The 22,878-nt window shown below is 68.1% G+C and carries 21 protein-coding genes and 1 pseudogene; 18 read left to right on the forward strand and 4 right to left on the reverse strand.

Annotation, left to right across the window (positions count from 1 at the left end; all coding sequences use genetic code 11):
* Nucleotides 1–23 precede the first annotated feature (23 nt).
* Both PYV02_RS06320 and ftsY read left to right on the forward strand, forming a co-directional pair.
* A complete protein-coding gene (locus tag PYV02_RS06320; RefSeq protein ID WP_275757293.1) occupies nucleotides 24–1,619 on the forward strand; it encodes a hypothetical protein in 1,596 nt (531 codons plus the stop codon).
* Nucleotides 1,620–1,656: 37 nt separating this feature from the next.
* A complete protein-coding gene (gene ftsY, locus PYV02_RS06325; protein WP_275757295.1) occupies nucleotides 1,657–2,526 on the forward strand; it encodes a signal recognition particle-docking protein FtsY in 870 nt (289 codons plus the stop codon).
* Between the two features lie 22 nt (nucleotides 2,527–2,548).
* Here ftsY and PYV02_RS06330 read toward each other — a convergent pair whose 3' ends face one another.
* A complete protein-coding gene (locus PYV02_RS06330; protein WP_275757297.1) occupies nucleotides 2,549–3,064 on the reverse strand; it encodes a gamma carbonic anhydrase family protein in 516 nt (171 codons plus the stop codon).
* Between the two features lie 67 nt (nucleotides 3,065–3,131).
* On the opposite strand from PYV02_RS06330, the gene ffh reads away from it, so the two are divergent.
* From ffh to rimM, 15 genes and pseudogenes are all read left to right on the forward strand, one after another.
* Nucleotides 3,132–4,685 carry a signal recognition particle protein gene (gene ffh / locus PYV02_RS06335; RefSeq protein WP_275757299.1) on the forward strand — a complete coding sequence of 518 codons (1,554 nt, stop codon included), beginning with the start codon at nucleotides 3,132–3,134 and terminating at the stop codon, nucleotides 4,683–4,685.
* Nucleotides 4,686–4,841: 156 nt separating this feature from the next.
* Nucleotides 4,842–6,704 (forward strand): alpha-amylase family glycosyl hydrolase, encoded by a 1,863-nt coding sequence (locus PYV02_RS06340; RefSeq protein ID WP_275757301.1) that lies wholly within the window; start codon nucleotides 4,842–4,844, stop codon nucleotides 6,702–6,704.
* Nucleotides 6,705–6,875: 171 nt separating this feature from the next.
* Nucleotides 6,876–8,585, forward strand: a complete 1,710-nt coding sequence (locus PYV02_RS06345) for a glycoside hydrolase family 13 protein (RefSeq protein ID WP_275757303.1) — start codon at nucleotides 6,876–6,878, stop codon at nucleotides 8,583–8,585.
* A 26-nt stretch (nucleotides 8,586–8,611) separates the two neighbouring features.
* Nucleotides 8,612–9,877: an ABC transporter substrate-binding protein gene (locus tag PYV02_RS06350; protein WP_275757305.1), complete on the forward strand. Its 1,266-nt coding sequence runs from the start codon at nucleotides 8,612–8,614 to the stop codon at nucleotides 9,875–9,877.
* A 3-nt stretch (nucleotides 9,878–9,880) separates the two neighbouring features.
* Nucleotides 9,881–10,822: a carbohydrate ABC transporter permease gene (locus PYV02_RS06355; RefSeq protein WP_275757307.1), complete on the forward strand. Its 942-nt coding sequence runs from the start codon at nucleotides 9,881–9,883 to the stop codon at nucleotides 10,820–10,822.
* Nucleotides 10,819–11,640, forward strand: coding sequence for a carbohydrate ABC transporter permease (locus PYV02_RS06360; RefSeq protein ID WP_275757310.1), 822 nt, complete (start codon nucleotides 10,819–10,821; stop codon nucleotides 11,638–11,640). Before PYV02_RS06355 ends, PYV02_RS06360 begins: the two co-directional genes overlap by 4 nt.
* Before the next feature lie 4 nt (nucleotides 11,641–11,644).
* The gene (locus PYV02_RS06365) at nucleotides 11,645–13,003 is read left to right on the forward strand and encodes a glycoside hydrolase family 13 protein (RefSeq protein ID WP_275757312.1); all 1,359 of its coding nucleotides are present in this window, start codon (nucleotides 11,645–11,647) and stop codon (nucleotides 13,001–13,003) included.
* Between the two features lie 17 nt (nucleotides 13,004–13,020).
* Entirely contained in the window at nucleotides 13,021–14,064 is a 1,044-nt protein-coding gene (locus PYV02_RS06370; protein ID WP_275757949.1) for a LacI family DNA-binding transcriptional regulator, read from the forward strand.
* 12 nt (nucleotides 14,065–14,076) lie between these two features.
* Nucleotides 14,077–14,817 (forward strand): glycoside hydrolase family 16 protein, encoded by a 741-nt coding sequence (locus PYV02_RS06375; protein WP_275757314.1) that lies wholly within the window; start codon nucleotides 14,077–14,079, stop codon nucleotides 14,815–14,817.
* A gap of 10 nt (nucleotides 14,818–14,827) precedes the next feature.
* Nucleotides 14,828–15,610: an LLM class F420-dependent oxidoreductase gene (locus PYV02_RS06380; protein ID WP_275757316.1), complete on the forward strand. Its 783-nt coding sequence runs from the start codon at nucleotides 14,828–14,830 to the stop codon at nucleotides 15,608–15,610.
* A gap of 45 nt (nucleotides 15,611–15,655) precedes the next feature.
* Nucleotides 15,656–17,005, forward strand: coding sequence for an amidase (locus PYV02_RS06385; RefSeq protein WP_275757318.1), 1,350 nt, complete (start codon nucleotides 15,656–15,658; stop codon nucleotides 17,003–17,005).
* A 78-nt stretch (nucleotides 17,006–17,083) separates the two neighbouring features.
* Nucleotides 17,084–18,016, forward strand: coding sequence for a DMT family transporter (locus tag PYV02_RS06390; protein ID WP_275757320.1), 933 nt, complete (start codon nucleotides 17,084–17,086; stop codon nucleotides 18,014–18,016).
* Nucleotides 18,017–18,151: 135 nt separating this feature from the next.
* A pseudogene (rpsP, locus tag PYV02_RS06395) lies at nucleotides 18,152–18,550 on the forward strand (30S ribosomal protein S16); the annotation flags it as partial.
* 140 nt (nucleotides 18,551–18,690) lie between these two features.
* Nucleotides 18,691–18,927: an RNA-binding protein gene (locus PYV02_RS06400; RefSeq protein WP_275757324.1), complete on the forward strand. Its 237-nt coding sequence runs from the start codon at nucleotides 18,691–18,693 to the stop codon at nucleotides 18,925–18,927.
* Between the two features lies 1 nt (nucleotide 18,928).
* The gene (gene rimM, locus PYV02_RS06405; RefSeq protein ID WP_275757325.1) at nucleotides 18,929–19,522 is read left to right on the forward strand and encodes a ribosome maturation factor RimM; all 594 of its coding nucleotides are present in this window, start codon (nucleotides 18,929–18,931) and stop codon (nucleotides 19,520–19,522) included.
* Nucleotides 19,523–19,590: 68 nt separating this feature from the next.
* Here the strand turns inward: rimM and PYV02_RS06410 are convergent, their stop codons facing one another.
* Nucleotides 19,591–20,406: an endonuclease domain-containing protein gene (locus PYV02_RS06410; protein WP_275757327.1), complete on the reverse strand. Its 816-nt coding sequence runs from the start codon at nucleotides 20,404–20,406 to the stop codon at nucleotides 19,591–19,593.
* 304 nt (nucleotides 20,407–20,710) lie between these two features.
* On the opposite strand from PYV02_RS06410, the gene trmD reads away from it, so the two are divergent.
* On the forward strand, nucleotides 20,711–21,400 hold the full coding sequence (gene trmD / locus PYV02_RS06415) for a tRNA (guanosine(37)-N1)-methyltransferase TrmD (RefSeq protein ID WP_275757329.1): 690 nt from the start codon (nucleotides 20,711–20,713) through the stop codon (nucleotides 21,398–21,400).
* Between the two features lie 5 nt (nucleotides 21,401–21,405).
* On the opposite strand, the gene map is transcribed toward trmD, so the two are convergent.
* Both map and PYV02_RS06425 read right to left on the reverse strand, forming a co-directional pair.
* Nucleotides 21,406–22,173, reverse strand: coding sequence for a type I methionyl aminopeptidase (gene map / locus PYV02_RS06420; RefSeq protein WP_275757331.1), 768 nt, complete (start codon nucleotides 22,171–22,173; stop codon nucleotides 21,406–21,408).
* Nucleotides 22,170–22,835 (reverse strand): TetR/AcrR family transcriptional regulator, encoded by a 666-nt coding sequence (locus PYV02_RS06425; RefSeq protein WP_275757333.1) that lies wholly within the window; start codon nucleotides 22,833–22,835, stop codon nucleotides 22,170–22,172. Before PYV02_RS06425 ends, map begins: the two co-directional genes overlap by 4 nt.
* Nucleotides 22,836–22,878 lie beyond the last annotated feature (43 nt).

A 22,878-nucleotide genomic window follows, 5' to 3' on the forward strand; every position in this document is an offset into this window, starting at 1 on the left:
CCCGCGCTCGCTAACGTGTGCGCGTGACCGAATCTCATCTCCGGATGCCACGGCTCGCCCGCCTCGTCAGCGCCGTCGTCGCCGCCCTCATCGCCCTGCTCGCGCTCAGCGCCACCACCCCGGCCCGCGCCGACGAAGCGGCCTGCGCCGACACGCGCTTCGCCGGCGGCGGCTACGAGTTCTTCACCGTCGAGACCCGGTACCTCCCGCCACCGCTGCGCGGGTTCGAGTTTGACTGCGCATCGCGGCTCACGAGCTTCGGCGACCAGCAGACCCAGTACGTGCTGCTGACCACCGATGCGAGCGTCGAGCGCTACGTCGAGATGATCCAGGCGTTCGAACGCGCTGGCTGGATCGAGACGCCCGTGATCAGCTACATCGACGCCGACGGCGTGCGCGACTCCGGGCAGGTCGACTCGACCGGGCTGGCGGCCGTGGGCCCGGATGCCCAATGGGCGAGCGCGCGCTTCTCGAACGCCCGCAACGGGCTCAACATCGTCTCGATGGTCTATGCCGACGGCGTGGGCAGCGAGAACGATCCGGCGCTGACCGGCCCCAGCATCCTGATCGACATCTTCGTCAACGAGGACTACGACGCCACCGGCATCGCCGACCCGAGCGTGCTCAGCACCCTCAAGACGATGCAGGATGCCGCGATCACCCCCACCCAGGGGCTCGTGCTCGGCGGCTCGGCCGTGATGCTCATGCTGATCGTCGGGTATCCGGGCTCGCTGCTCGGATCGGTGATCGGAGCCCGCTACGACGCCCTCGCGGCGGCACTGCGCCGGTGCTGGCGCTCCGCCGCCGGTGACCCGACGCAGCCGCGTCGTCGTCCGCCCGGGTGGCTGATCTGGCCCGGCTTCGTCGCGGCGGCGGTCATCGGCGGCTTCGTGGACCCGGCGTTCGGCTTCAACCTGATGTCGCTGCGCGTGCTGCTGAGCGGACTGCTCGGCTTCCTGGTGTTCAACCTCGGGGTCTGGACGCTCGTCAAGCTCGTGATGAGGCGGGTGCAGCCCGACGCGCGACCGTACATCAAGTTCCGCTGGGGGTCGCTGATCGTCGTGGCCATCGCCGTGATCGTCGCGAGACTGCTCGACTTCAACCCCGGCGTGATCTTCGGCCTCGTCGCCGGTCTGGCGTTCGGGATGACGCTCGCCCTCTCGCGGGACGCGCTCGTCATCCTGCTCGGCTCGGCCTTCGGTCTCGTGGCCGCGGCGGTCGGCTGGATCGGCTACAGCCTGCTCACCCCGATCAAGGGCGACAACGCGGTCACGGTCTTCATCACCGAGTTCTTCAGCGGGCTCACGATCGAAGGCATCTCGACCCTGCCGCTCGCGCTGCTGCCCTTGGCGCGCCTCGACGGCGCCACGCTCATGAAGTGGAAGAAGTGGGTGTGGGCGATCGCCTACGCGATCGGCCTGGTCGCCTTCATGTTCGTGCTGTTCACGGTGCCGGGCAGCTGGGGCGACATCCCCGGCGACTTCGTGCGCTGGATCAGCCTGTTCGTCGCGTTCGGTGTCGTCGCCGTCGCGATCTGGGGCGTCGACAACTATCTCGCGCGGCGCCGCAGGCGGCGCACGGGCATCGAGGAGGAGCAGGAATCCGAACTGCAGGGCTGAGCCATATGCCGGCCGACCCGGGCGATAACCTTGAGGCATGGCTGAACCATGGTCGCTCGGGCACGCGTTGCGCGGTATGTTCACGCGCAAGACGATCGACGACGACACCTGGGACGACCTCGAAGACGCCCTGATCAAGGCCGACTTCGGCCCCGACATCACCGATGACATCGTCGCGGAGCTGCGCGCGAGCGTCGCCAAGTACCGCACCACCGACCCCGCCGACCTGCGCCGGATGCTGCGCGAGAGCCTCGAGGAACGCCTCGCCCGCCTCGACCCCACCCTGCACCTCACCGCGCGCCCCGCGGTCGTGCTCGTCGTCGGCGTGAACGGGGTCGGCAAGACCACGACGATCGGCAAGTTCGCGAAGTTCCTCACCAACTACGGCCGCAGCGTCGTGGTGGGGGCCGCGGACACGTTCCGGGCGGCGGCCGTCGAGCAGTTGGCGACGTGGGCCGAACGTGGGGGAGCGCGGATCGTGCGGCCGCAGGCTCAAGGGCAGGACCCGGCATCCGTCGCCTTCCAGACCGTCGAGCTGGCGCAACGCGAGGGCATCGACATCGTGCTCATCGACACCGCCGGTCGGTTGCAGACCAAGAGCGGGCTCATGGACGAGCTCGGCAAGATCAAGCGCGTCATTGAGAAGCAGACCGAGATCGCCGAGGTGCTGCTCGTGCTCGATGCGACCACCGGTCAGAACGGACTCGCCCAGGCGGAGGCCTTCATCGAGCACGCCGGTGTCACGGGTCTCGTGCTCACCAAGCTCGACGGTTCGGCGAAGGGCGGCTTCGTGCTCGCCGTGCAGGAGCGCACCGGCATCCCGATCAAGCTCGTCGGGCAGGGCGAGGGCATCGGCGACCTGACGGGGTTCACCCCGCACGTGTTCGTGAGCGGCCTCCTCGACTAGCGCCGCAGGCGACGGCCGAGCGCTAGAAGGCGTCGCGGTGCAGCGTGGAGATCTCGAGGTAGTGCGCCGCGCCGGCGAGCACCGCGGCGTACTCATCGTCGGTGAGCTCCCGGCGCACCTTTGCGGGCACGCCCGCCACGAGTGAGCGCGGGGGCACGATCGTGCCCTCGGTCACGAGCGCCCCGGCGGCGACAAGCGAACCGGTGCCGATCACGGCGTGATTCATGACGGTCGCGCTCATCCCGATGAGGCAATCGTCTTCAACCGTGCAACCGTGCAGCACCGCGCCGTGGCCGACGGTCACGCGGGCTCCGATCGTCGCGGGAACACCGTCGTCGACGTGCATGACGACGTTGTCCTGCAGATTCGTGCCCTCGCCGATCGTGATGCGATCGGTGTCCGCGCGCAGCACCGCGCCGTAGAACACGCTCGCTCGCTCGCCGAGGGTGACATCCCCGACGAGGGTCGCGTTCGGGGCGACGAACGCCGAGTCGGGAACGGCGGGGGTGTTGTCGCCAATGGTGATGATCAATGCCATGGCACTACCGTAATGCGGTGGCCGCCCTGACAGCTCGTCAGGCAGCCTGATCTAAACTGGGCGCACCATGGCCATCTTCGGAAACCTCACCGATCGTCTCGCTGAGACCTTCAAGAACCTCCGCGGCAAGGGCAAGCTCAGCCCCGCGGATGTCGACGGCACCGTCCGCGAGATCCGTCGCGCGCTGCTCGACGCCGACGTCGCGCTCGAGGTGGTCAAGGAGTTCACCGGTCGCGTGCGCGAACGCGCCCTCGGTGACGAGGTCTCGAAGGCGCTGAACCCGGCCCAGCAGGTGGTGCAGATCGTCAACGACGAGCTCATCACGATCCTGGGTGGGCAGCAGCGTCGGCTCGAGTTCGCGAAGAAGCCGCCGACCGTCATCATGCTCGCGGGCCTCCAGGGCGCCGGTAAGACGACGCTCGCGGGCAAGCTCGCGAAGTGGCTCAAGTCTGAGGGGCACACCCCGCTGCTCGTGGCGGCCGACCTGCAGCGTCCCAACGCCGTCACCCAGCTTCAGGTGGTCGGCGAGCAGGCGGGCGTGCCGGTGTGGGCGCCGGAGCCGGGCAACGGCAAGGGCAACCCGGTCAAGGTCTCCAAGGACGGTGTGAAGGAGGCCGAGCGTCGCCAGTACGACGTCGTCATCGTCGACACCGCCGGTCGCCTCGGCGTCGACGCCGAGCTCATGAAGCAGGCGTCCGACATCCGCAAGTCGATCAACCCCGACGAGGTGCTGTTCGTCATCGACGCCATGATCGGTCAGGACGCGGTGCAGACCGCGCGCGCCTTCCAGGACGGCGTGGACTTCACCGGCGTCGTGCTCTCCAAGCTCGACGGCGATGCCCGTGGCGGCGCCGCGCTCTCGGTCGCCTCCGTGACCGGTCGACCGATCATGTTCGCCTCCACGGGGGAGGGACTCGACGACTTCGAGCCGTTCCATCCGGATCGCATGGCCAGCCGCATCCTGGACCTGGGCGACATCCTCACCCTCATCGAGCAGGCGCAGAAGACCTTCGACGAGGAGGAGTCGCGCAAGGTCGCGGAGAAGTTCGCGACCGACACCTTCACCCTTGAGGACTTCCTCGGCCAGATGCAGCAGCTCAAGAACATGGGCTCCATCAAGGGGATGCTCGGCATGCTGCCGGGCGCGAAGGGCATGCGTCAGCAGCTCGACAACTTCGACGAGTCGGAGATCACGCGCACCGAGGCCATCATCCAGTCGATGACCCGGCAGGAGCGGCAACTGCCGAAGCTGCTCAACGGTTCTCGCAGGCTGCGCATCGCGAAGGGATCGGGCACGACCGTGACCGAGGTCAACGCGCTCGTGAACCGTTTCGAGCAGGCCGCGAAGATGATGAAGACCGTCGCCAAGGGCGGCACCCCGCAGATCCCCGGCATGGGGCCGATCCCCGGTCAGAAGTTCGGCGGCGGCAAGCAGCAGCCGAAGAAGAAGGGATCGCGCTCGGGCAACCCCGCCAAGCGCGCGGCGGAGAATGCGGCGCTCGCGGCGGGCAAGCCGCTCGGCGGCGGGGCGGCGGCCGGTTCGGGGTTCGGCCTGGGATCGAAGCCCGGCGGCCCGAGCGAGGAAGAACTCGCGAGCCTGCAGAAGTTCCTGGGGCGCTAGCCTCGCCCGAGTCCGTCGAGTGAACGACGAGCCGCGCGCGGCCGCCGGTCCCCCATTTGGCCGTCTTGACGCGCGCTCGCCGTAGGGTGTTTTATCGATTTACTAAAGTGTGAACCTACGCGGCCGGGTGCACTGATCAGACGAGGAAGTCAGATTATGCAGAGAAAACGCCAGCCGAACGCTGCCTCCGGGCACCCCGGTCGATGGATCGCAGCACTCCTGGCCGCGGCGGTCATGCTCTTGGGCTCCGTCGCCGTTCCGGCACAGGCCGACCCGCCTCCCTCCCCGGGACTCCTGGAGGAGGGTGACGTCATCTACCAGGTGCTCGTCGATCGCTTCTACGACGGCGACTCGAGCAACAACGACACCAGCAACGGCGAGTACGACCCCGACGACCTCGGGTTCTACCACGGCGGCGACTGGGCGGGGCTGACCGAGAAGCTTGAGTACATCGCGAATCTGGGTGTCACAGCGATCTGGCTTTCGCCGGTCTCCGACCAGCAACCGCTGTCGCGGGATAACAACGAGGCGAGCTATCACGGCTACTTCACGCGCGACTTCGCGACACCCAACGAGCACTTCGGAGACACGGCGGAGCTTCAGGACCTCATCGACACCGCCCATGGACTCGGATTGAAGATGATCCTCGATGTCGTGCCCAACCACACCGCGGACTACTTCAATGGCACGGCGACGACGTATTCGCCGAGCACCTATAAGCCGGCCAGCCCGCTGGACAACTCGGCGTACTACCACCACAACGGCGACTGCCTCTTCAACGGACTCGAGACACAGACGCAGATTGAGCAGTGCGACCTGGGCGGGCTCGACGATCTCGATCAGTCCAACTCGACGGTGTCGAACTACCTGATCGACACCTATAAGGACTGGGTCGACATGGGCTTCGATGGGATCCGGGTGGATGCCGCGCGCTCGGTGCCCAAGGCCTGGCTCGAGGACTTCGAAGACGCCATGGAGGTTCCGACATTCGGGGAGGTCTTCGTCGGCGATGTCGACTACGTCTCCGAGTATCAGGATTATCAGTGGGGCGAGCTGGACTTCCCCTACTTCTTCGCGGTGCGGAGTGCCTTTGCAGCCGACACGGACATGAACGCGCTTGGCGACCTGTTCGACCAGGACTACAAGTACGTCGACGCGAACAAGTTGGAGACCTTCATCGACAACCACGACCGGGCGCGATTCCTGACCTGGGCGAACGACAACTACCAGCGGCTTCGGTCGGCGCTCACGTTCATGATGACGACGCGTGGCATCCCCGTGATCTACTACGGCACGGAGCAGGCGGATGACGGCAACGGCAACGCCTCCGAGAATCCCATCGCCAATAAGGACAACCGCAAGGACATGTCCAGCTTCGACGAGGACTCCAACCTCTACAACCACATTCAGCAGTTGACGGCCATGCGGGCCGCGTACCCGGCGTTGCAGGTCGGTACGCAGCGCGAGATGTGGTCGGACACCAGCGTGTACGGCTTCTCGCGTCGCGACGACTCGTCAGGGGCGGAAGCAATCACCCTGTCGAGCAACTCCTGGACCAACCAGACGCGCACGATTCCGCTGCGAGCCGAGAGCACGATCGCGGTGAACACGGTGCTCACCAACGCGATGGACACGAGCGAGACGGTGACCGTGGTTTCGGGCGGCGTCACGGGCAAGCAGATCACGGTGACCCTGGGGGAGCACGAGACCGCCGTCTACGTGCCGGGATCGCCGGCGACGTACTCGCCGGAGGCGCGCAACACCACCACGGTTCGGGTGCACTACAACGTCGGGCTCGGCAACAACATCGCGATTCGTGGCGACACCTATCCGTTCAGCTGGACGGCGGGAAGGGCCGCGCGCAATGTCGCCTCCGACGTGTGGGAGTTCGAACTCGAGCGGATCCCCGACGGGGTGACCTTCGAGTTCAAGCCACTCATCAACGATGCGACCTGGTCGACGGGCGGCAACTACACGGGAACGGGCGGGGATGTCATAGACATCTATCCGACCTTCTGAACGGAGACCTCGGTCGCGCGGCCGCAAGCATCATTCGCGCGGCCCGGGAGCGGGCGCTGAGCCCGTGACAAGGCCCGTCCTGCATCCGCGGGGCGGGCCTTGTCGACACTTGCATTCCTCATCCGGATTGTTTAGTGTATCGGTTAACTAAACTTTGACTCGAAGGCGAGCATGAGCACACAGTGGTGGCACGACGCGGTGGTGTACCAGATCTACCTGCGGTCGTTCGCCGACGCCAACGGTGATGGGGTCGGCGACCTCGCCGGACTCATCTCGAGGCTCGACTACCTGCAGGACCTCGGCGTCGACGCGCTCTGGCTCAATCCGTGCTACCGGTCGCCGCAGCGCGACCACGGGTACGACATCGCCGACTACTACGCCATCGACGAGGCGTACGGCAGCGTGGCAGATCTCGAGCGACTCGTCACCGAAGCGCACTCGCGCGGGATGCGGCTGCTGCTCGACATGGTCGCCAATCACTGCTCCGATCAGCACGCCTGGTTCCAGGAAGCGCTCGTCGCCGACGCCGGGAGCCGGGCTCGCGAGCGCTTCCTGTTCCGCGATGGCCGCGGGGAGTCCGGCGAACTCCCGCCGAACAATTGGCAGAGCGTCTTCGGCGGCCCTGCCTGGACCCGGGTCGCCGATGGGCAGTGGTACTTCCACGCCTTCGATTCCAGCCAGCCCGACTTCAACTGGCGCAACCAGGAGGTCGTCGAGTACTTCGACGGCGTGCTGCGATTCTGGTTCGAGCGCGGTGTCGACGGCTTCCGCATCGATGTCGCCCACGGATTGTTCAAGGCCGCCGACATGCCAGACGCCGTCGGTGACGGTCACAACTACGGCATGTGGGATCAGCCCGAGGTGCACGACATCTACCGCCGCTGGCGGGCCATCGGCGACGAAAACGAACCCGAAAAGTACTTCGTCGGCGAGATCTGGGTGCCGAGTCTCGAGAGCATGACGGCGTACTTGGTGCCTGACGAACTGCACCAGGCCTTCACCTTCGATCTGCTCGTGCAGCCCTGGGAGTCGTCGCGGATGACCGCCGCGATCGAGCGCGCGCTCGGCCAGGCGGCGGCGGTCGGCGGGCCGCCCGCCTGGACGCTGTCGAACCATGACGTGCATCGCACCGCGACCCGATACGGGCAGGAGCAGCACCTCGACGCACCGCTGCCGACGGATATGATCGCGGCCGCCCGGCGACAGGGCACGGCCGACCTCGACCTCGGGGTTCGGCGCGCGAAGGCGGCCATCATGCTGCAGCTCGCGCTCCCCGGGGCCGCATACCTCTATCAGGGCGAGGAGCTCGGCCTGCCCGAGGTCTTCGACCTGCCGGACGATGCGCGGCAGGACCCCATCTGGCTGCGCTCGGGTGGCGCGGAACTCGGTCGCGATGGCTGCCGCGTGCCCATGCCGTGGGATGCCACCGCCCCGACCTTCGGGTTCAGCCCGAGCGATGCGACCGCCGCCCCCTGGCTGCCGCAACCCGCGGAGTTCGGCGACTACGCGGCGAACAGCCAGGCGGCGTCCGAGGCATCCACGCTGGCTCTGTACCGGAAGGCGATCAGTGCCAGGCGTGCGGTGTTCGGGGAGGAGAAGTCGGTGCAGTGGCTGGAGTCGGGGCATCCCGAGCTGCTTGCACTCAGACGCGGTGCGGGGATCTGCGTCGTCAACTTCGGCGACCACGACCTGACGGTCCCGGGGGAGTGGAGGGCCGAGCTGGTGCTCGGTTCGGAGAGTTTCGGGAGCGGCACGATCGTTCCTGCGAATAGCGCCGCCTGGCTGAGCGTCGTCCGAGTGCCCTTGGGCTCGGCGGCGCGGTCGGCGGACCGAGCCCGCACGGGTTCACCAGCACCACAGCTGGAATCCACGGCCCCCTAGGGCCACAATCACATGAGGGAGCAATGATGCACCGCACACTACTGAGGCTCGCCGCGATCGGCGCAGCCGCCGCGCTCGCCCTGACCGGCTGCACCGCCGGGGGCGGCTCGGGCGATGGCGACGTCGAGGTGACCGTCTGGCATTACTGGGATGGCACGAACGCCGACACCTTCGATGCCATGGTGGACGACTACAACGCCAGCCACGAGGGCGTGGTGATCAAGGCCTCGAACGTGCCCAACGCCGACTTCCTGACCAAGCTGCGCGCCTCGGCCACCTCGAACACGTTGCCGGACATCGCGATCGGCGACCTGGTCTGGGTGCCGCAGATCAACCAGATCGGCACCCTTGCCGACCTCGGCCCGTTGCTGCCCGCCGACGTGCTCTCCGACATCAACCCCGCCCTGACCTCCTTCGGCACGATCGACGGCAAGCAGGTCTCGGTACCGGTCTCAGCCAACAACCTCGGCTACATCTACAACAAGACGCTGTTCGAGGAGGCCGGTCTCGACCCCGACTCGCCGCCCATCACCTGGGAGGAGCTGAAGGCGGATGGCGCGACGATCCTCGCCAAGACCGGCAAGCCCGCCTACGAGCTGTTCACTCAGGCCGGCGACAACGGCGAGGGGCTCACCTGGAACTTCCAGGTCAACCTCTGGCAGGCCGGCGGCGAATTCCTCACCGCCGACAACAGCGCGGCCGCCTTCAACACCGCGGCGGGCGAGGAGGCCCTGGGGTACTGGAAGGAACTCATCGACTCCGGCCTGAGCAAGGTCGGCGCGTGGGGCGAGCTGGGCAAGAGCGAGGTTGCCTCGGCGACCGACGGATCGTGGATGGTCGGCATCTGGGCCCCCGACCCGCCCTTCGACTTCGGCGTGAGCACGGCCCCGTACCCGGAAAACGGCACGCCGGCCACCAACCTCGGCGGCGAGCAGGCGATGGTCTTCGACAACGGCGAGGCCACGACGAAGGCGGCGGCGGACTTCTTGGCCTGGTTCCTCGAGCCCGAGCAGGTGCTCAGCTGGAGTGAGGCGACCGGCATGCTTCCGGTCACCAACTCGATCGCCACGAGCGACGAGTACCTGGGCTGGGTGGACGAGAACCAGCCGCGTCTGCGCCCGTACGTAGAGCAGATGGCCGTCGCCCACGCCCGACCGAACACTCCGCTGTACCCGGCGATCTCGCTGGCCTTCGCGAAGGAGATCGAGAAGGCCCTCACCGGTGCCGTCTCGGTCGAGGATGCCCTCGCGAACGCCGAGCAGGCCGTCAACGACGTGATCGCCAAGGGTTAGTCGTTGACCCAGTTGCAGTCCGGTATCCGCCCCGGTCGCTCAGGCGGCCGGGGCGGTTCCCCGCGGGAGCGGTACAACCGCGAAGAGGTGCTCACCGCCGGACTGTTCCTGCTGCCCGCGCTCGCGGTGCTCGGCATCTTCGTGATCTATCCGATCGTCTCGGCCGGATACATCAGCCTCACCTCGTGGAACGGGTTCTCGCCGGTCAAGGAATTCATCGGCTTCGACAACTACGTGCGACTGGCGCAGGACCCGGAATTCTGGAACTCGCTCACGGTCACCTGCATCTACGCCTTCGGGGTGTGCGTGCTGAGCGTGGCCTCCGGACTCGTCGTGGCCTTGCTGCTGGATGCGCCGCTGCGGGGCCGCGGCTTCTACCGCGGCGTGTACTTCCTCCCCGCGGTCACCTCGTCCGTGGCCGCGGCGATCGTCTGGCGGTACATGCTCGACCCCTCGGGCTTCGTCAACACGGTGTTGGGGCAGGTGGGCATCCAAGGTCCCGACTGGTTGCAGGATCGCTGGCTCGCGCTCGGTGCGCTCACCCTGCTGACGGTCTGGAAGAACGTCGGATTCAATGCGATTCTGTATCTCACCGCGCTGCAGGCGCTGCCGGAGGGCGTCTTCGAGGCGGCGCAGATCGACGGCGCGAGCTTCTGGCAGCGCATCCGGTTCATGACGATCCCGCTGCTGAAGCCCATGACCTTCTTCGTCGTCGTACAGGCCCTCATCACGAGCTTCCAGGCGTTCGACCTGGTTTACATCCTCACCGGTGGCGGACCACAGGGCGGCACCGAGGTGCTCGGCATGATCATGTATCGCGAGGCCTTCCGGTTGAGCGACTTCGGCTACGGCACTTCGATCGCGTTCGTGACGCTGTTCCTCGTGCTCGGGGTCTCCCTGGTCAACTGGCGAGCCTCCGGCTCGGGAAAGTCCCCGCTGCGATGAAGCGAACCACTGCAATCGCCCTCGCCCGCCACGCCGTGCTCATCGTCGGCGCGGCCTTCGTGGTGCTGCCGTTCCTCTGGATGTTCACCACCTCGCTGCAGACCCGTGCCGAGACCTACTCCAACGGCTCGATCTTCCCCACCTCGTGGCACTGGGAGAACTACGTCGTCGCCTGGGAGGCCGCGCCCTTCGGGCAGTACTACCTCAACAGCCTGATCATGGCGGCCGGCATCGTCACCGGTCATCTCGTGCTCGACGCCTTCGCCGCCTACGCCTTCGCGCGCTTGCGCTTCCCGTTCAAGAACGCGCTGTTCGTGATCCTGTTGGCGGCGCTCATCGTGCCCACGTTCGTCACGATCATCCCCGCGTATTCGCTCGTGGCCTCGTTCGGTTGGATCGACAGCTACACCGGCCTCATCGTGCCGCGACTGGCGGACGTCTTCGGCATCATCCTGCTGCGACAGTACTTCGCGTCGATCCCCGGGGAACTGGAGGATGCCGCACGCATCGACGGCTGCAGTCGCATCGGTACGTTCTTCCGCATCATGGTTCCGCTCGCGATGCCCGCCTTCGCAACGCTCGCGATCTTCAGCTTCCTGTTCGCCTGGAACGACTTCCTCTGGCCGCTGTTGGTGACCAACTCGGATGAGCTGCGCACCATCCAGATCGGACTCTCTGCCTTCCAGGGACGCTATGGCACCTCCTGGAACTACCTCATGGCCGGCACGCTCACTGCGACCGTGCCCAGCATCATCGTGTTCATGATCTTCCAGCGCGCCCTGGTGCGTGGGATCGCCGCCAGCGGATTGAAGGACTGACAGCATGCACACCCCCGACTGGCTCGCCGACGCCGTCTTCTACCAGATCTTCCCGGAGCGATTCGCGAACGGTGACCCCGCTCTCGATCCGCCAGGGGTCGAACCTTGGGGGGCGGAGCCCACGCGCGACAACTTCTTCGGCGGCGACCTCGCCGGCATCACCGGCCACCTCGACCACATCGTGTCGCTCGGGGCCAACGCCATCTACCTGACCCCGATCTTCGAGGCCGACACCAATCACCGCTACGACGCGAAGGACTACTTCGCGATCGATCACCGGCTCGGTGACCTCGACGCGTTCAAGGCCTTCCTCGACGCGGCCCACTCGCGGGGCATCCGCGTGGTGCTCGACGCGGTGCTCAACCACTGCGGCGACGGTCACTGGGCGTTTCGTGACGTCGTGGAGAAGGAGGCGGCATCCGAGTACGTCAACTGGTTCTCGGTGGAGAGCTTTCCGGTGCAGCCGCACCCCGAGCCGAACTACCGCACGTGCTCCGGCTGCTACTACCTGCCCAAGTGGAACGCCTACAACCCCGAGGTGCGCGAGCACCACTACAAGGTCGCGCGGTACTGGATCGAACAGGGCGTCGATGGCTGGCGGCTCGACGTGCCGTACTTCATCAACGACAACTTTTGGCGCGGCTTCCGTGACGTGGTGAAGGGCATCGACGAGAACCTCTACATCGTGGCGGAGGAGTGGCGCGCGCCCGAGCACTGGCTGCAGGGCGACCTCGCCGACGGCACCATGAACTACACCTTGCGCGACCTCGTGCTCGGCTTCGTCGCCGACCGCGCGATCGATGCGCAGCAGTTCGCGGAGGGAATGAACGAGCTCACGGCGCGCGTGCCCGAGGCCGCCCGACCGGCGATGCTCAACCTGCTCGGCAGTCACGACACGGAGCGACTCGTCACCCGCCTCGGCGGCGATCTCGACGCGGTGAAGCTCTGTTACGCGCTTCTGCTCATGGCGCAGGGCGCCCCGATGATCTACTACGGCGACGAGGTCGGGCTCACCGGCGACAACGACCCCGGATGCCGCGGCACGATGCCCTGGGACCAAGCCGACTGGAACCACGACCTGCTCACCCACCTGCGCGAGCTCGTCGCGCTGCGAGCGGAGCATCCGTCGCTGCGAAGGGGCGCGCAACACGTGGCGTCGCTCGGGGACGACGTCGCGATCATGACCCGGACCGCCGCCGACGGCGAGGCGGTGACCCTCGTGGTGAACCGTAGCGCCGAGCCCGTGATGCTCGATGGCGGCCTGGGCAGGATCGTCTACGGCGCCGGCACCGCCATGCACGGGGCGATCGAGGTGCCGCCGACGGCTATCGTCGTACTTGCGAGAGGAGGCCGACCGGCATGAAGGCGCGTCGGGTGACCATGCAAGACGTCGCCGAGCGGGCGAACGTCTCGAAGACGGCCGTCTCGCTCGCCTTCAACGACAACTCGCGCCTGTCCGAGGCGACGCTCAAGCACATCCTCGCCGTCGCCGCCGAACTCGGCTACTCGCAGGATCCGGCGGCACGGATGCTGCGGACCCGCCGCACGAACAGCCTCGGCCTGCTGCTGCCGCAACAGCTCGACAAGGTGCTCGAGAACCCGTACTACTCACAGTTTCTGCAGGGCATCGGGCAGACCTGCCAACGCGAGGGGTTCACGCTGCTGCTCGCCCCGCCGCTGCGGGGCTCGATGCTCAAGACGATTCCGTACGCGGCGGTCGACGGCTTCATCGTGAGCGGACTCGAGTACGACCGCGGGGAGGTGAGCGCGCTGCGGCAGCGCGGCATCCCGTTCGTGCTCGTCGACAGCGAGATCCACGAGGGAGTGCCCTCGGTGGAGATCGACGACAGTGACGGCATCGAGCAGCTCGTGCTCCATCTTCTCGATCTCGGGCACCGTTCGATCGCGATTCTCGCCATCGAGACCGGCATCGACGGCGGATACGCGCACTGGCGGGGACCGATGCTCCGGCGCATGCAGGGAGCGATCGCAGCCCTCGCGACCCGCGGTCTCACCCCCGAGAGCGACGGCATCAGCGTGCTCGAGGTGCCGTGCACGCGAGCGGGAGGCGTGCGCGCATTCCAGAGCCTGTGGACAGGGCCAGATCGGCCGACCGCGATCGTCGCCTTCAGCGACATTATCGCCCTCGGCGTGCTGGACGCGGCGCGTGAGGCCGGGGTGTCCGTTCCCGCCGAGGTGTCGGTGAGCGGCTTCGATGATCTTGCGGAGGCGAGTTGGTCGATGCCATCCCTCACGACCGTGCGGCAGCCGATCGAGAGCAAGGGGCGACTGGCGGCCGAGTTCCTGGTCGAGTCGATCTCCGCGGCAGACAGCTCGCGTGCGCACCAGCAGCGGCTGCACACGACGCTCCTCGTGCGGGACTCCACCGGCCCGGCACCACAGAGTCGCGTCGGCGGTTCCTGACACCCTGAGAGGATGCGCGAGATCCACGACCGGTTCGATGGTCCGGCCCTCGACGCCCGCACATGGCTGGACGCGTACCTGCCGCACTGGACGACCCCCGAGCGTTCCCTGGCACGCTATGAGCTCGGGGGCGACGGCATCCGCTTGCGCATCGACGCGGACCAGCCCGCGTGGCTACCGGCCACCGGCCTCATGCGGGTGTCGGCCCTCCAGACCGGCACCTTCTCGGGCCCAGTCGGGGATGCCGTCGGCCAGGATCGGCCCCGCGACGACCTGCGCGTGGTCACCGCCGTTCCACCCCGGCGGCTCTGGGCGGGCAGGTCTGGGCGGGTCGAGGTGACGGTGTCGGCGAGCCCGGATCCGACATGCATGCTCGGTATCTGGCTCATCGGGGAGGAACGGCGGCCCGAGGAATCCGGGGAGATCTGCATCGCCGAGTTGTTCGGTTCGTCCGCATCGACGGTGCGACTGGGCATCAAGCCGCATCACGACCCGCGACTGCGTGAGGATGTGCGCGACATCCCGATCGACTTCGACTTTACCGGGCCGCACCGCTACGGTGCGCAGTGGGGTGATGGGGTGAGCCGAATCCTCATCGACGGCGAGGTGGTCGCGGAGTTCCGGCAAGCGCCGCCCTACCCGCAGCAGCTCATGATCGCGCTGTTCGAGTTTTCGACCGATGAGCAGCGCGATCCCGTCGGCTACCCGAAGTCGGCGACCGTGCACGCCGTGCACGCTGCCGAGGAGTCGTAGTGTTGATTCAGTGACTTCTGAACGCCCCGTCCGCATCGGCATCCAGCTCCAGCCCCAGCACGCCCCGTACGCTCTGATTCGCGATCGGGTGCGCGAGATCGAGGATCTCGGCGCCGACATCCTGTTCAACTGGGACCACTTCTTCCCGCTCTCGGGCGACCCGGACGGACTGCACTTCGAGGCGTGGACGGAACTCGGATCGTGGGCCGAGCTGACCAGCCGCATCGAGTTCGGCACGCTCGTCAACTGCAACAGCTACCGCAACCCCGACCTGCAGGCCGACATGGCCCGCACCCTCGACCACATCAGCGGCGGCCGCTTCATCTTCGGCACCGGGTCGGGCTGGTTCGAGCGCGACTACGACGAATACGGCTACGAGTTCGGCACCGCCGGGCAGCGCCTGAACGCGCTCGCCGAGGCCCTGCCCCGCATCGAGGCGAGGTGGGCGAAGCTCAACCCGGCGCCGGTTCGCGACATCCCCGTGCTCATCGGCGGCAGTGGCGAGCAGAAGACGCTGCGCATCGTCGCCCAGCACGCCGACATCTGGCACTCGTTCGTGAGTCCGGAGATGCTCGATCACAAGCTCGACGTGCTGCGCGGCTGGTGCGACGAGGTGGGCCGGGACATCTCGGAGATCGAGATCTCCAACGAGCAGCGTGCGAAGGACTTCGTCAGCGCCGACGCGCTGCGGGAGCGCGGCGTCACGCTCTTCACGGTGGGCATCTCGGGCCCCGACTACGACCTCGGCATCGTCAAGGATTGGCTGGCCTGGCGCGACGCGCAGAACGCCTGATCGTCGGTCTCCTCGCGCCGGACCACTCGGTCCTACGATGAGGGCATGACCCTCCTCACCGCCGTGGAGCTCGCCACCGCCGTACGCGCGGGAACGACCACCGCCGTCGACGCCACCCGTGCGGCCCTCGAGCGGATCACGGGGGATGACGTGGGCGCGTTCCAGCTCGTGCGCGCCGAGAAGGCGCTCGCCGAGGCCGCCGCGGTGGATGCCCGCGCCGATCGCGCACGACTGCCCCTCGCGGGCGTGCCGGTGGCGATCAAAGACAACATCCCCGTCGCGGGGGAGCCGCTGCGCGACGGTTCCGCGGCGACCTCGGACGATCCCCAGCCGGCCGACCATCCCGTCGTCACCCGGCTGCGCGACGCCGGAGCGGTCGTCGTCGGTCTCACCCGCGTGCCCGAGTTGTGCGTCTTCGGAGCGACCGACTCGGTCTTCGGCATCACCCGCAACCCGTGGAACCGAGACCGCACGTCGGGTGGCTCGTCCGGCGGGAGTGCCGCGGCCGTGGCATCCGGATTCGTGACGATCGCGCACGGCAACGACGGCATGGGGTCGATTCGCATCCCCGCCGCCAACTGCGGGTTGTTCGGTCTCAAGCCGGGTTCGGGGCTCGTGCCCCAGGAGATCGGGGTCGACGCCTGGTTCGGCATGAGCGAGAACGGACCGCTGGCGACGACGGTCGCGGATGCCGCACTCATGCTCTCGGTGCTCGCGGGCCGCCCGGCCCTCGCGACCGTCACCGAGCCCACAGCGCCCCTCCGGGTCGCCCTCGCGACCAACGAACCCTCTGCGCTCGTGCGCACCGACCCGGAGTTCCGGCGTGGTGCCGCCGAGACCGCCGAGGCGCTCCGCGCGCTGGGGCACACCGTGACCGAGGTCTCGTTCCCGTACCCGGCCAACCCGCTGCCGCTGCTGGCGCGGTGGTTCGGGGGCACGGCGACGGATGTCGCGGGCCTCGATGCGAGCAAGCTCGAGCCGCGCATCCGCACGCACGCCCGGCTCGGGCGACTGGCGCGTCGGCTCGGCTGGCTCTCGCCACGCCCGGTGGCGCGGATCCGCGCTCGGGTCACCGCGTTCTTCGAGGACTACGACGTGCTCATCACGCCGACCCTCGCCCAGCCTGGAATCGAGGCGGTTCGCTGGGGAGAGCGCAGCTGGTACGCCAACCTCATGGCCAACATCCGCTACGCGCCCTACCCCTCGTTGTTCAACCTGCTCGGCTGGCCGGCGGCGAGCGTGCCTGCGGGATGGCACGCGAGCGCCGGGGTGCCGCTCGCGGTGCAGCTCGCGGTGCTCCCGCGCCCCGATGGTGCGGGGGAGGCGACGATTCTCGGCCTCGCGGCCCAGCTCGAACGGGTGCGTCCGTGGCCGCTCACGGTCGGCGGTCGCTGACTGCCAGCGATCAGCGGGTTTCTGCCATCGCGTTCGTGCAGCGACGCCTCCGTCGGGGGTCGGGCCTAGCCTGAACCGGTGAGTACCGCTTCCACCGCCCGCACTGGGCTTGCCCCCCTGGTTCTCGTCGCGATCGCGGTGACGATCCTCGCTTGGGCGAGCGCGTTCATCGTGATCCGCGGCACCGCCTCGTATTTCTCCGGCGGTGCGCTCGCCCTCGGTCGTCTCGCCGTCGGCACGCTGCTGCTCGGCATCGTGGTGCTCATCGGTCGGCGGTGGGTCGCGCCGAATCGTCGGGAGTGGCTGCAGATCATCGGCTTCGGCGTGTTCTGGTTCGGTGCATACAACATCGCCCTCAACATCGCCGAGCAGACCCTGGATGCGGGAACGACCGCGATGATCGTCAACATCGGGCCGATCCTCATCGCGCTCGGGGCCGGCGTGTTCCTCGGCGAGGGCATCCCGAAGTGGCTCGCGATCGGCGCCGGCGTGGCCTTCGTCGGCGTCGTGCTCATCGGCCTGGGCACGAGCGGGGCGAGCCTCGGGGGAGCCGGGGTGCTCTGGGCGCTCCTGGCCGCGGTCACCTACGCCGCGGGCGTGCTGTTGCAGAAGCCCGCGCTCAAACGCCTCCCGAACGCGCAGGTGACGTGGCTCGGCTGCGCCATCGGCTTCGTGGTCTGCCTGCCGTTCACGGGCGAACTCATCAGCGGTGTGCAGACCGCCCCGGCCGAGGCTGTGCTCGGCATGATCTACCTCGGTGCGGTGCCGACGGCGCTCGCGTTCAGCACCTGGGCCTATGCCCTCTCCCGGATGCCGGCGGGTCAGCTCGGCGTCACCACCTACATCGTGCCGCCGCTCGCGGTCGTACTGGGCCTGCTCATCTTCGGCGAGGTTCCGGCCGTGATCGCCATCATCGGCGGCGTGATCTGCCTCATCGGCGTCGGGTTGTCGCGTCGGCGCAGCCGGATTCCCGTTCCCGTTCCGCGTTCCGTCGGAAACGTGGCAGAATAGGCGGTTGAGTCCTCCGCTGCCCGACCCTCTATCTGGCTCGGACGGACACCATCAGAGCTTTCGACGCCGAGTGTGCACCCCACGCTCACGGCTGGCAGTTCGCCACCAATACACATACGTCAATTCAGGAGAATTGTGGCTGTCAAGATCCGTTTGAAGCGCCTGGGCAAGATCCGCGCGCCGTACTACCGCATCGTCGTCGCCGACTCGCGCACCAAGCGCGACGGTCGCGTCATCGAGGAGATCGGCAAGTACCACCCCACCGAGGAGCCCTCGTTCATCGAGGTCAAGTCCGACCGCGCCCAGTACTGGCTCGGTGTCGGCGCTCAGCCCTCCCCGCAGGTCGAGGCCATCCTCAAGCTCACCGGCGACTGGGGCATCTTCAAGGGTGACAAGAACGCCAAGAGCACCGTCAAGACTAAGGAGGCGCCCGTCGCCTTCAGCGTCGACGAGAAGAAGAAGCCGGTGCTCAAGCCGAAGGCCGAGAAGCCCGCTGCCAAGGCCGAGGAGCCGAAGGCCGCCGACGAGGATGCCGCTGCCGCAACCGGCGACGACCTCGCCGCCGAGGCATCCGTCGTCAGCGACGGCGCCCCCGAGGAGGCCCCGGCCGCCGACGCCGCCGACGAGGCGCCCGTCGCGGGCACCGACGACGCGCCGGCCGAGGAGTCCTGAGCTTGCTGGCTCCCGCTCTCGAACACCTCGTCAAGGGGATCGTCGATCACCCCGATGAGGTGCAGGTCGTCGCGAAGAACTCGCAGCGCGGCGAGGTCCTCGAGGTGCGTGTGCACCCCGAGGACCTCGGTCGCGTGATCGGTCGCGCCGGTCGTACGGCCAAGGCTCTGCGCACCCTGGTCGCGGCGCTGGCCGACGGCCGCAAGGTACGAGTCGACGTCGTCGACACCGACTTCTAGAGTGGCAACACCGGCAGCACCGCGCCCGAGTCACACCCAACTGCGGGTCGGGCGGCTCACGAAGGCGCACGGGCTCAAGGGCGCGATCAAGATCGAGCTCTTCACCGATGTTCCGGAGAAGCGCTTCGTTCCCGGTGCCGTCTTCACCCTGCAGGTGCCGACAAGCTCGCCCTGGCACGGCAAGACCCTCGAGTTGCGTGAGCTGCGGTACTACAACCTGCAGCCCGTCGCGTTCTTCAAGGGCATCGACGACCGATCCACTGCCGAGACCCTCATCAAGGCCATCCTCTGGGTCGAGCAGGACCTCGCCGAGACGGAGGAGGATGCCTGGTTCGACGAGCAGCTCGTCGGTCTCGACGTGCTGCGTGACGGCCGCAAGGTCGGCACCGTCGCGCGCATCGACCACTTCCCGGCCCAGGATCTGATCACGGTCGCCACCGACACCGGCGAGGTGCTCGTGCCGTTCGTCAAGGCCATCGTCACCGCCGTCGACGTCAAGGCGGGCACGCTCACCGTCGACCCGCCGCTCGGGCTCTTCGAGGAGCTGCCCGACGAGGACCTCCCGGACGAAGCCCCGGCGCCCTCGGCCCAGTAGCCCGTTCGGGCCCGCACGCGCAGCGCTTCCCGCTCAGCGCACCCGGACGCCACTCCCGCTCAGCGCGCTCAAGCCATTTCGGAGGACGACACGCCGCATGAGGCCTGGTGTCGCCCCCACGACGGCGCGCCATCCTCCGCAATGGTGGTTTGCGGAACCCGTCCACGGGGCCAGAGGTGCTCGCGTCGGGCGATCAGTTGCAGGATGCCCCGCTCGGCCCGAGCCCAGTCCAGCGTGACCTGCAGATGGCTGAGTCGAATCACGCGGTAGCCCAGGATCGCCAGCTCGAGGTCCCGCTCGCGATCCCGCTCGAACGAGCTCGGATCGGTGTGCCATCGTCGTCCGTCGATCTCGAGCACCAGGCGATCGCCGACCAGGAGATCGACACGGCCGAGGGTGCCGATTCGCACCTGTGCCCGCACCGGGATGCCGCGGCGCCTGAGCCGGCACCGCGCGAGTGACTCCCCGCCGCTCTCGGCGGCCCCATCGATCTCGGCGAGCATCGACGGCACCGACGCAAGCGCGGACTCCACCTCCAGCCAGCTCACCGCCCCGGCGTGGAGCGCCGAGTCGATGGTCGCCACGGCATCCTCGGATGCGAGGCACGTCGCCAGCTGCTTCACCATGTCGGCGCGCGACTCGAGGGGCGAAGGATTGTCGCGCCACCGGGCGGAGCGCCAGTGCAGCACGACGCCGGGCGTGCCGACCAGTGCTCGCCCCGCGTGCTGAGGGACGGCGACATGGAGCACGTCGCTGGCCGGCGCCCACAGTCCGAGGTGGTCCGCGAGGTAGACGCAGCCGAGCCGCCCGCCCAGCCGCACCGCGGCGACGATCTCGATCGGTGCGTCCGGGATCGCGAGCCACCCGGGACGGACCTGGACCACAGCGCCCGACGCGACCGCCGACCGCAGCCCGGCGCGAGTGAACCCCGCGCGAATGAGGGCCGAGGCTCGCGCGGCGGGTTCCGTGCTTCGGAGGTGGGCGGCGACATCCATGCCCGATGGTGGCCGCATGGCGTCGCGTGACATCGCGGTAGCCAGGATTCGGGGGAGAACTCCGACCCAGCTCCATTCGGGAGGATGACACGCCGGCGAGCGCGACTCGCAAGCCGCCCATCGGCGCGCCGTCCTCCGCTGTCGGATGGGTCCGGCGCGCTCGCGGTCGGCGTCGGGGCCGTAGGCTCGACGGGTGCGCATCGACATCGTCACGATCTTTCCCGAGTTCTTCGGCGTGCTCGATGTCTCACTGCTCGGCAAGGCCCGCCAGACCGGCCTCATCGACGTCGCCGTGCACGACCTGCGCGACTACACGCACGACCGGCATCGCACGGTGGATGACACGCCCTACGGCGGCGGCGCCGGCATGGTGATGCGTCCCGAGCCCTGGGGCGAGGTGCTCGACGAGGTGCTGCGCCCGGAGTCCATCGTGATCGTGCCGAGCCCCGCCGGCGAGCGCTTCACCCAGGCGATTGCTCGGGAGCTTGCCACCGCGCCGCGCCTGGTCTTCGCCTGCGGGCGGTACGAGGGCATCGACCAGCGGGTGGTGGAGTACGCGGCATCCGTCGCCACGGTGCGTGAGCTGAGCCTCGGCGACTACGTGCTCAACGGCGGCGAGGTCGCCGCGATGGCCATGATCGAGGCGATCGGCCGGCTCGTGCCCGGCGTGATCGGCAACCCGGAGAGCCTCACCGAGGAGAGCCACGAGGGCGGGCTGCTCGAGTATCCGAGTTACACGAAGCCGGCGACGTGGCGGGGGCTCGAGGTGCCCGCCGTGCTGACCAGCGGCAACCACGGCGCGATCGCGGCGTGGCGGCGAGAGCAGCAGCTGGAGCGCACGCGCAGGGTGCGGCCCGACCTGTTGCCGGGCGGCGAGACCTAGCCCGTCTACCCTCGGGCGGTGAGCACCACGGGACCCGACTCGGTCACCGCGACGGTGTGCTCGAAGTGGGCGGCACGTGAGCCGTCCTTGCTGCGCAGGGTCCAGCCGTCGGCATCCGTGTAGATCTTGTCCGTGCCGAGCATGAACCACGGCTCGATCGCGAAGACGAGGCCCGCCCGCAACGGCAGCCCGCGTCCACGGCGACCGTCGTTGGCGATGTGCGGATCGCCATGCATCTCATGGCCGACGCCGTGGCCGCCGAAGTCCAGGTTCACCTTGTAGCCGGCGGCGTGCGCGACATCGCCGATCGCCGCCGAGATGTCGCCGATGTGGTTGCCGACCGTGGCCGCCGCGATGCCGGCATCCAGCGCCGCCGAGGTGACCTCGACCAGACGCAGGTCCTCATCGCGGGGCGTGCCGACCGCGAAGGTGATCGCGGAGTCGGCGACCCAGCCGTCGACGGATGCCGCGAAGTCCAGCGAGAGCAGGTCGCCATCCTGCAGCGTGTAGTCGTGGGGGAGCCCGTGCAGCGCGGCGTCGTTGACCGAGGTGCAGATCACCTTGCCGAACGGCGACCCGCCGAACGACGGGTGATAGTCGATGTAGCAGCTCTCCGCACCGGCGGCGCGGATCATGTCGTGGGCGATCCGGTCGATCGTCAACAGGTTGACCCCGACCTTGGATGCCGCCGCCGTCGCTTCGAGCACGCTCGCGACGAACGCGCCCGCCGCTCGCATCCGCTCGATCTCGGCGGGAGTGCGCAGTTCGATCACCCGGCGAGCCTAGCCGTCTGGGCGTGCGGTGCCAGATACTCGTCGACGATCACGCGCAGCTTGTCGATGAAGCGGATGTCGCCGGCCGGATCGGTCTGGAACGCGCGGTTCAACAGCGCATCGCCGATCTCGATCGCGACCTCGATGTCGAAGGTGAGCTCGTCGCTCGGTTGCAGGCCGCACCGTTCCACGAGCAGCTCGTTGAAGGCGCGGGCCAGGGCGGCGTTGTTGCTGTCCGAGTCGGGCTTCAGCACCCGCCGGGCGATCACATCGCCGAACCCGAGCGCACGGAACCCGGGCTCATGGCGGCACAGGTCCACGTAGGCGTCGATCGCCGAGTTCATCGCGGAGGTCCACGAGCCGGGCGCATCCGCGGAATCGCCGAACACGCGCTCGGTGAAGCGCTGGAGGTTGCGTGCGGCGAGCGCGGTCAGCAGCGACTGGATGTTCGGGAAGTAGCGGTAGACGACGCCGACCGAGGAGCCGGATGCGACAGCGACATCGCTCGTCGTGAGCCCGTCGATGCCCTGCTCGTCGATGAGTGCGGCGGCGGTGTCGAGCAGGTTCGTGATGCGGTCGGCGCTGCGCTGCTGCACGGGTTCGGTGCGGATGGCGGCTTGGACCGGCACCGGAGAGACGATCGCGGCTTTGGTGGTGCTCATGGTCATGGGGTGCTGCACTCTTCCTGTCCGTCCCAGGATACCG

Origin of the sequence: Antiquaquibacter metalliresistens, assembly GCF_029211225.1 — a bacterium.
Lineage (GTDB): Bacteria > Actinomycetota > Actinomycetes > Actinomycetales > Microbacteriaceae > Rhodoglobus > Rhodoglobus metalliresistens.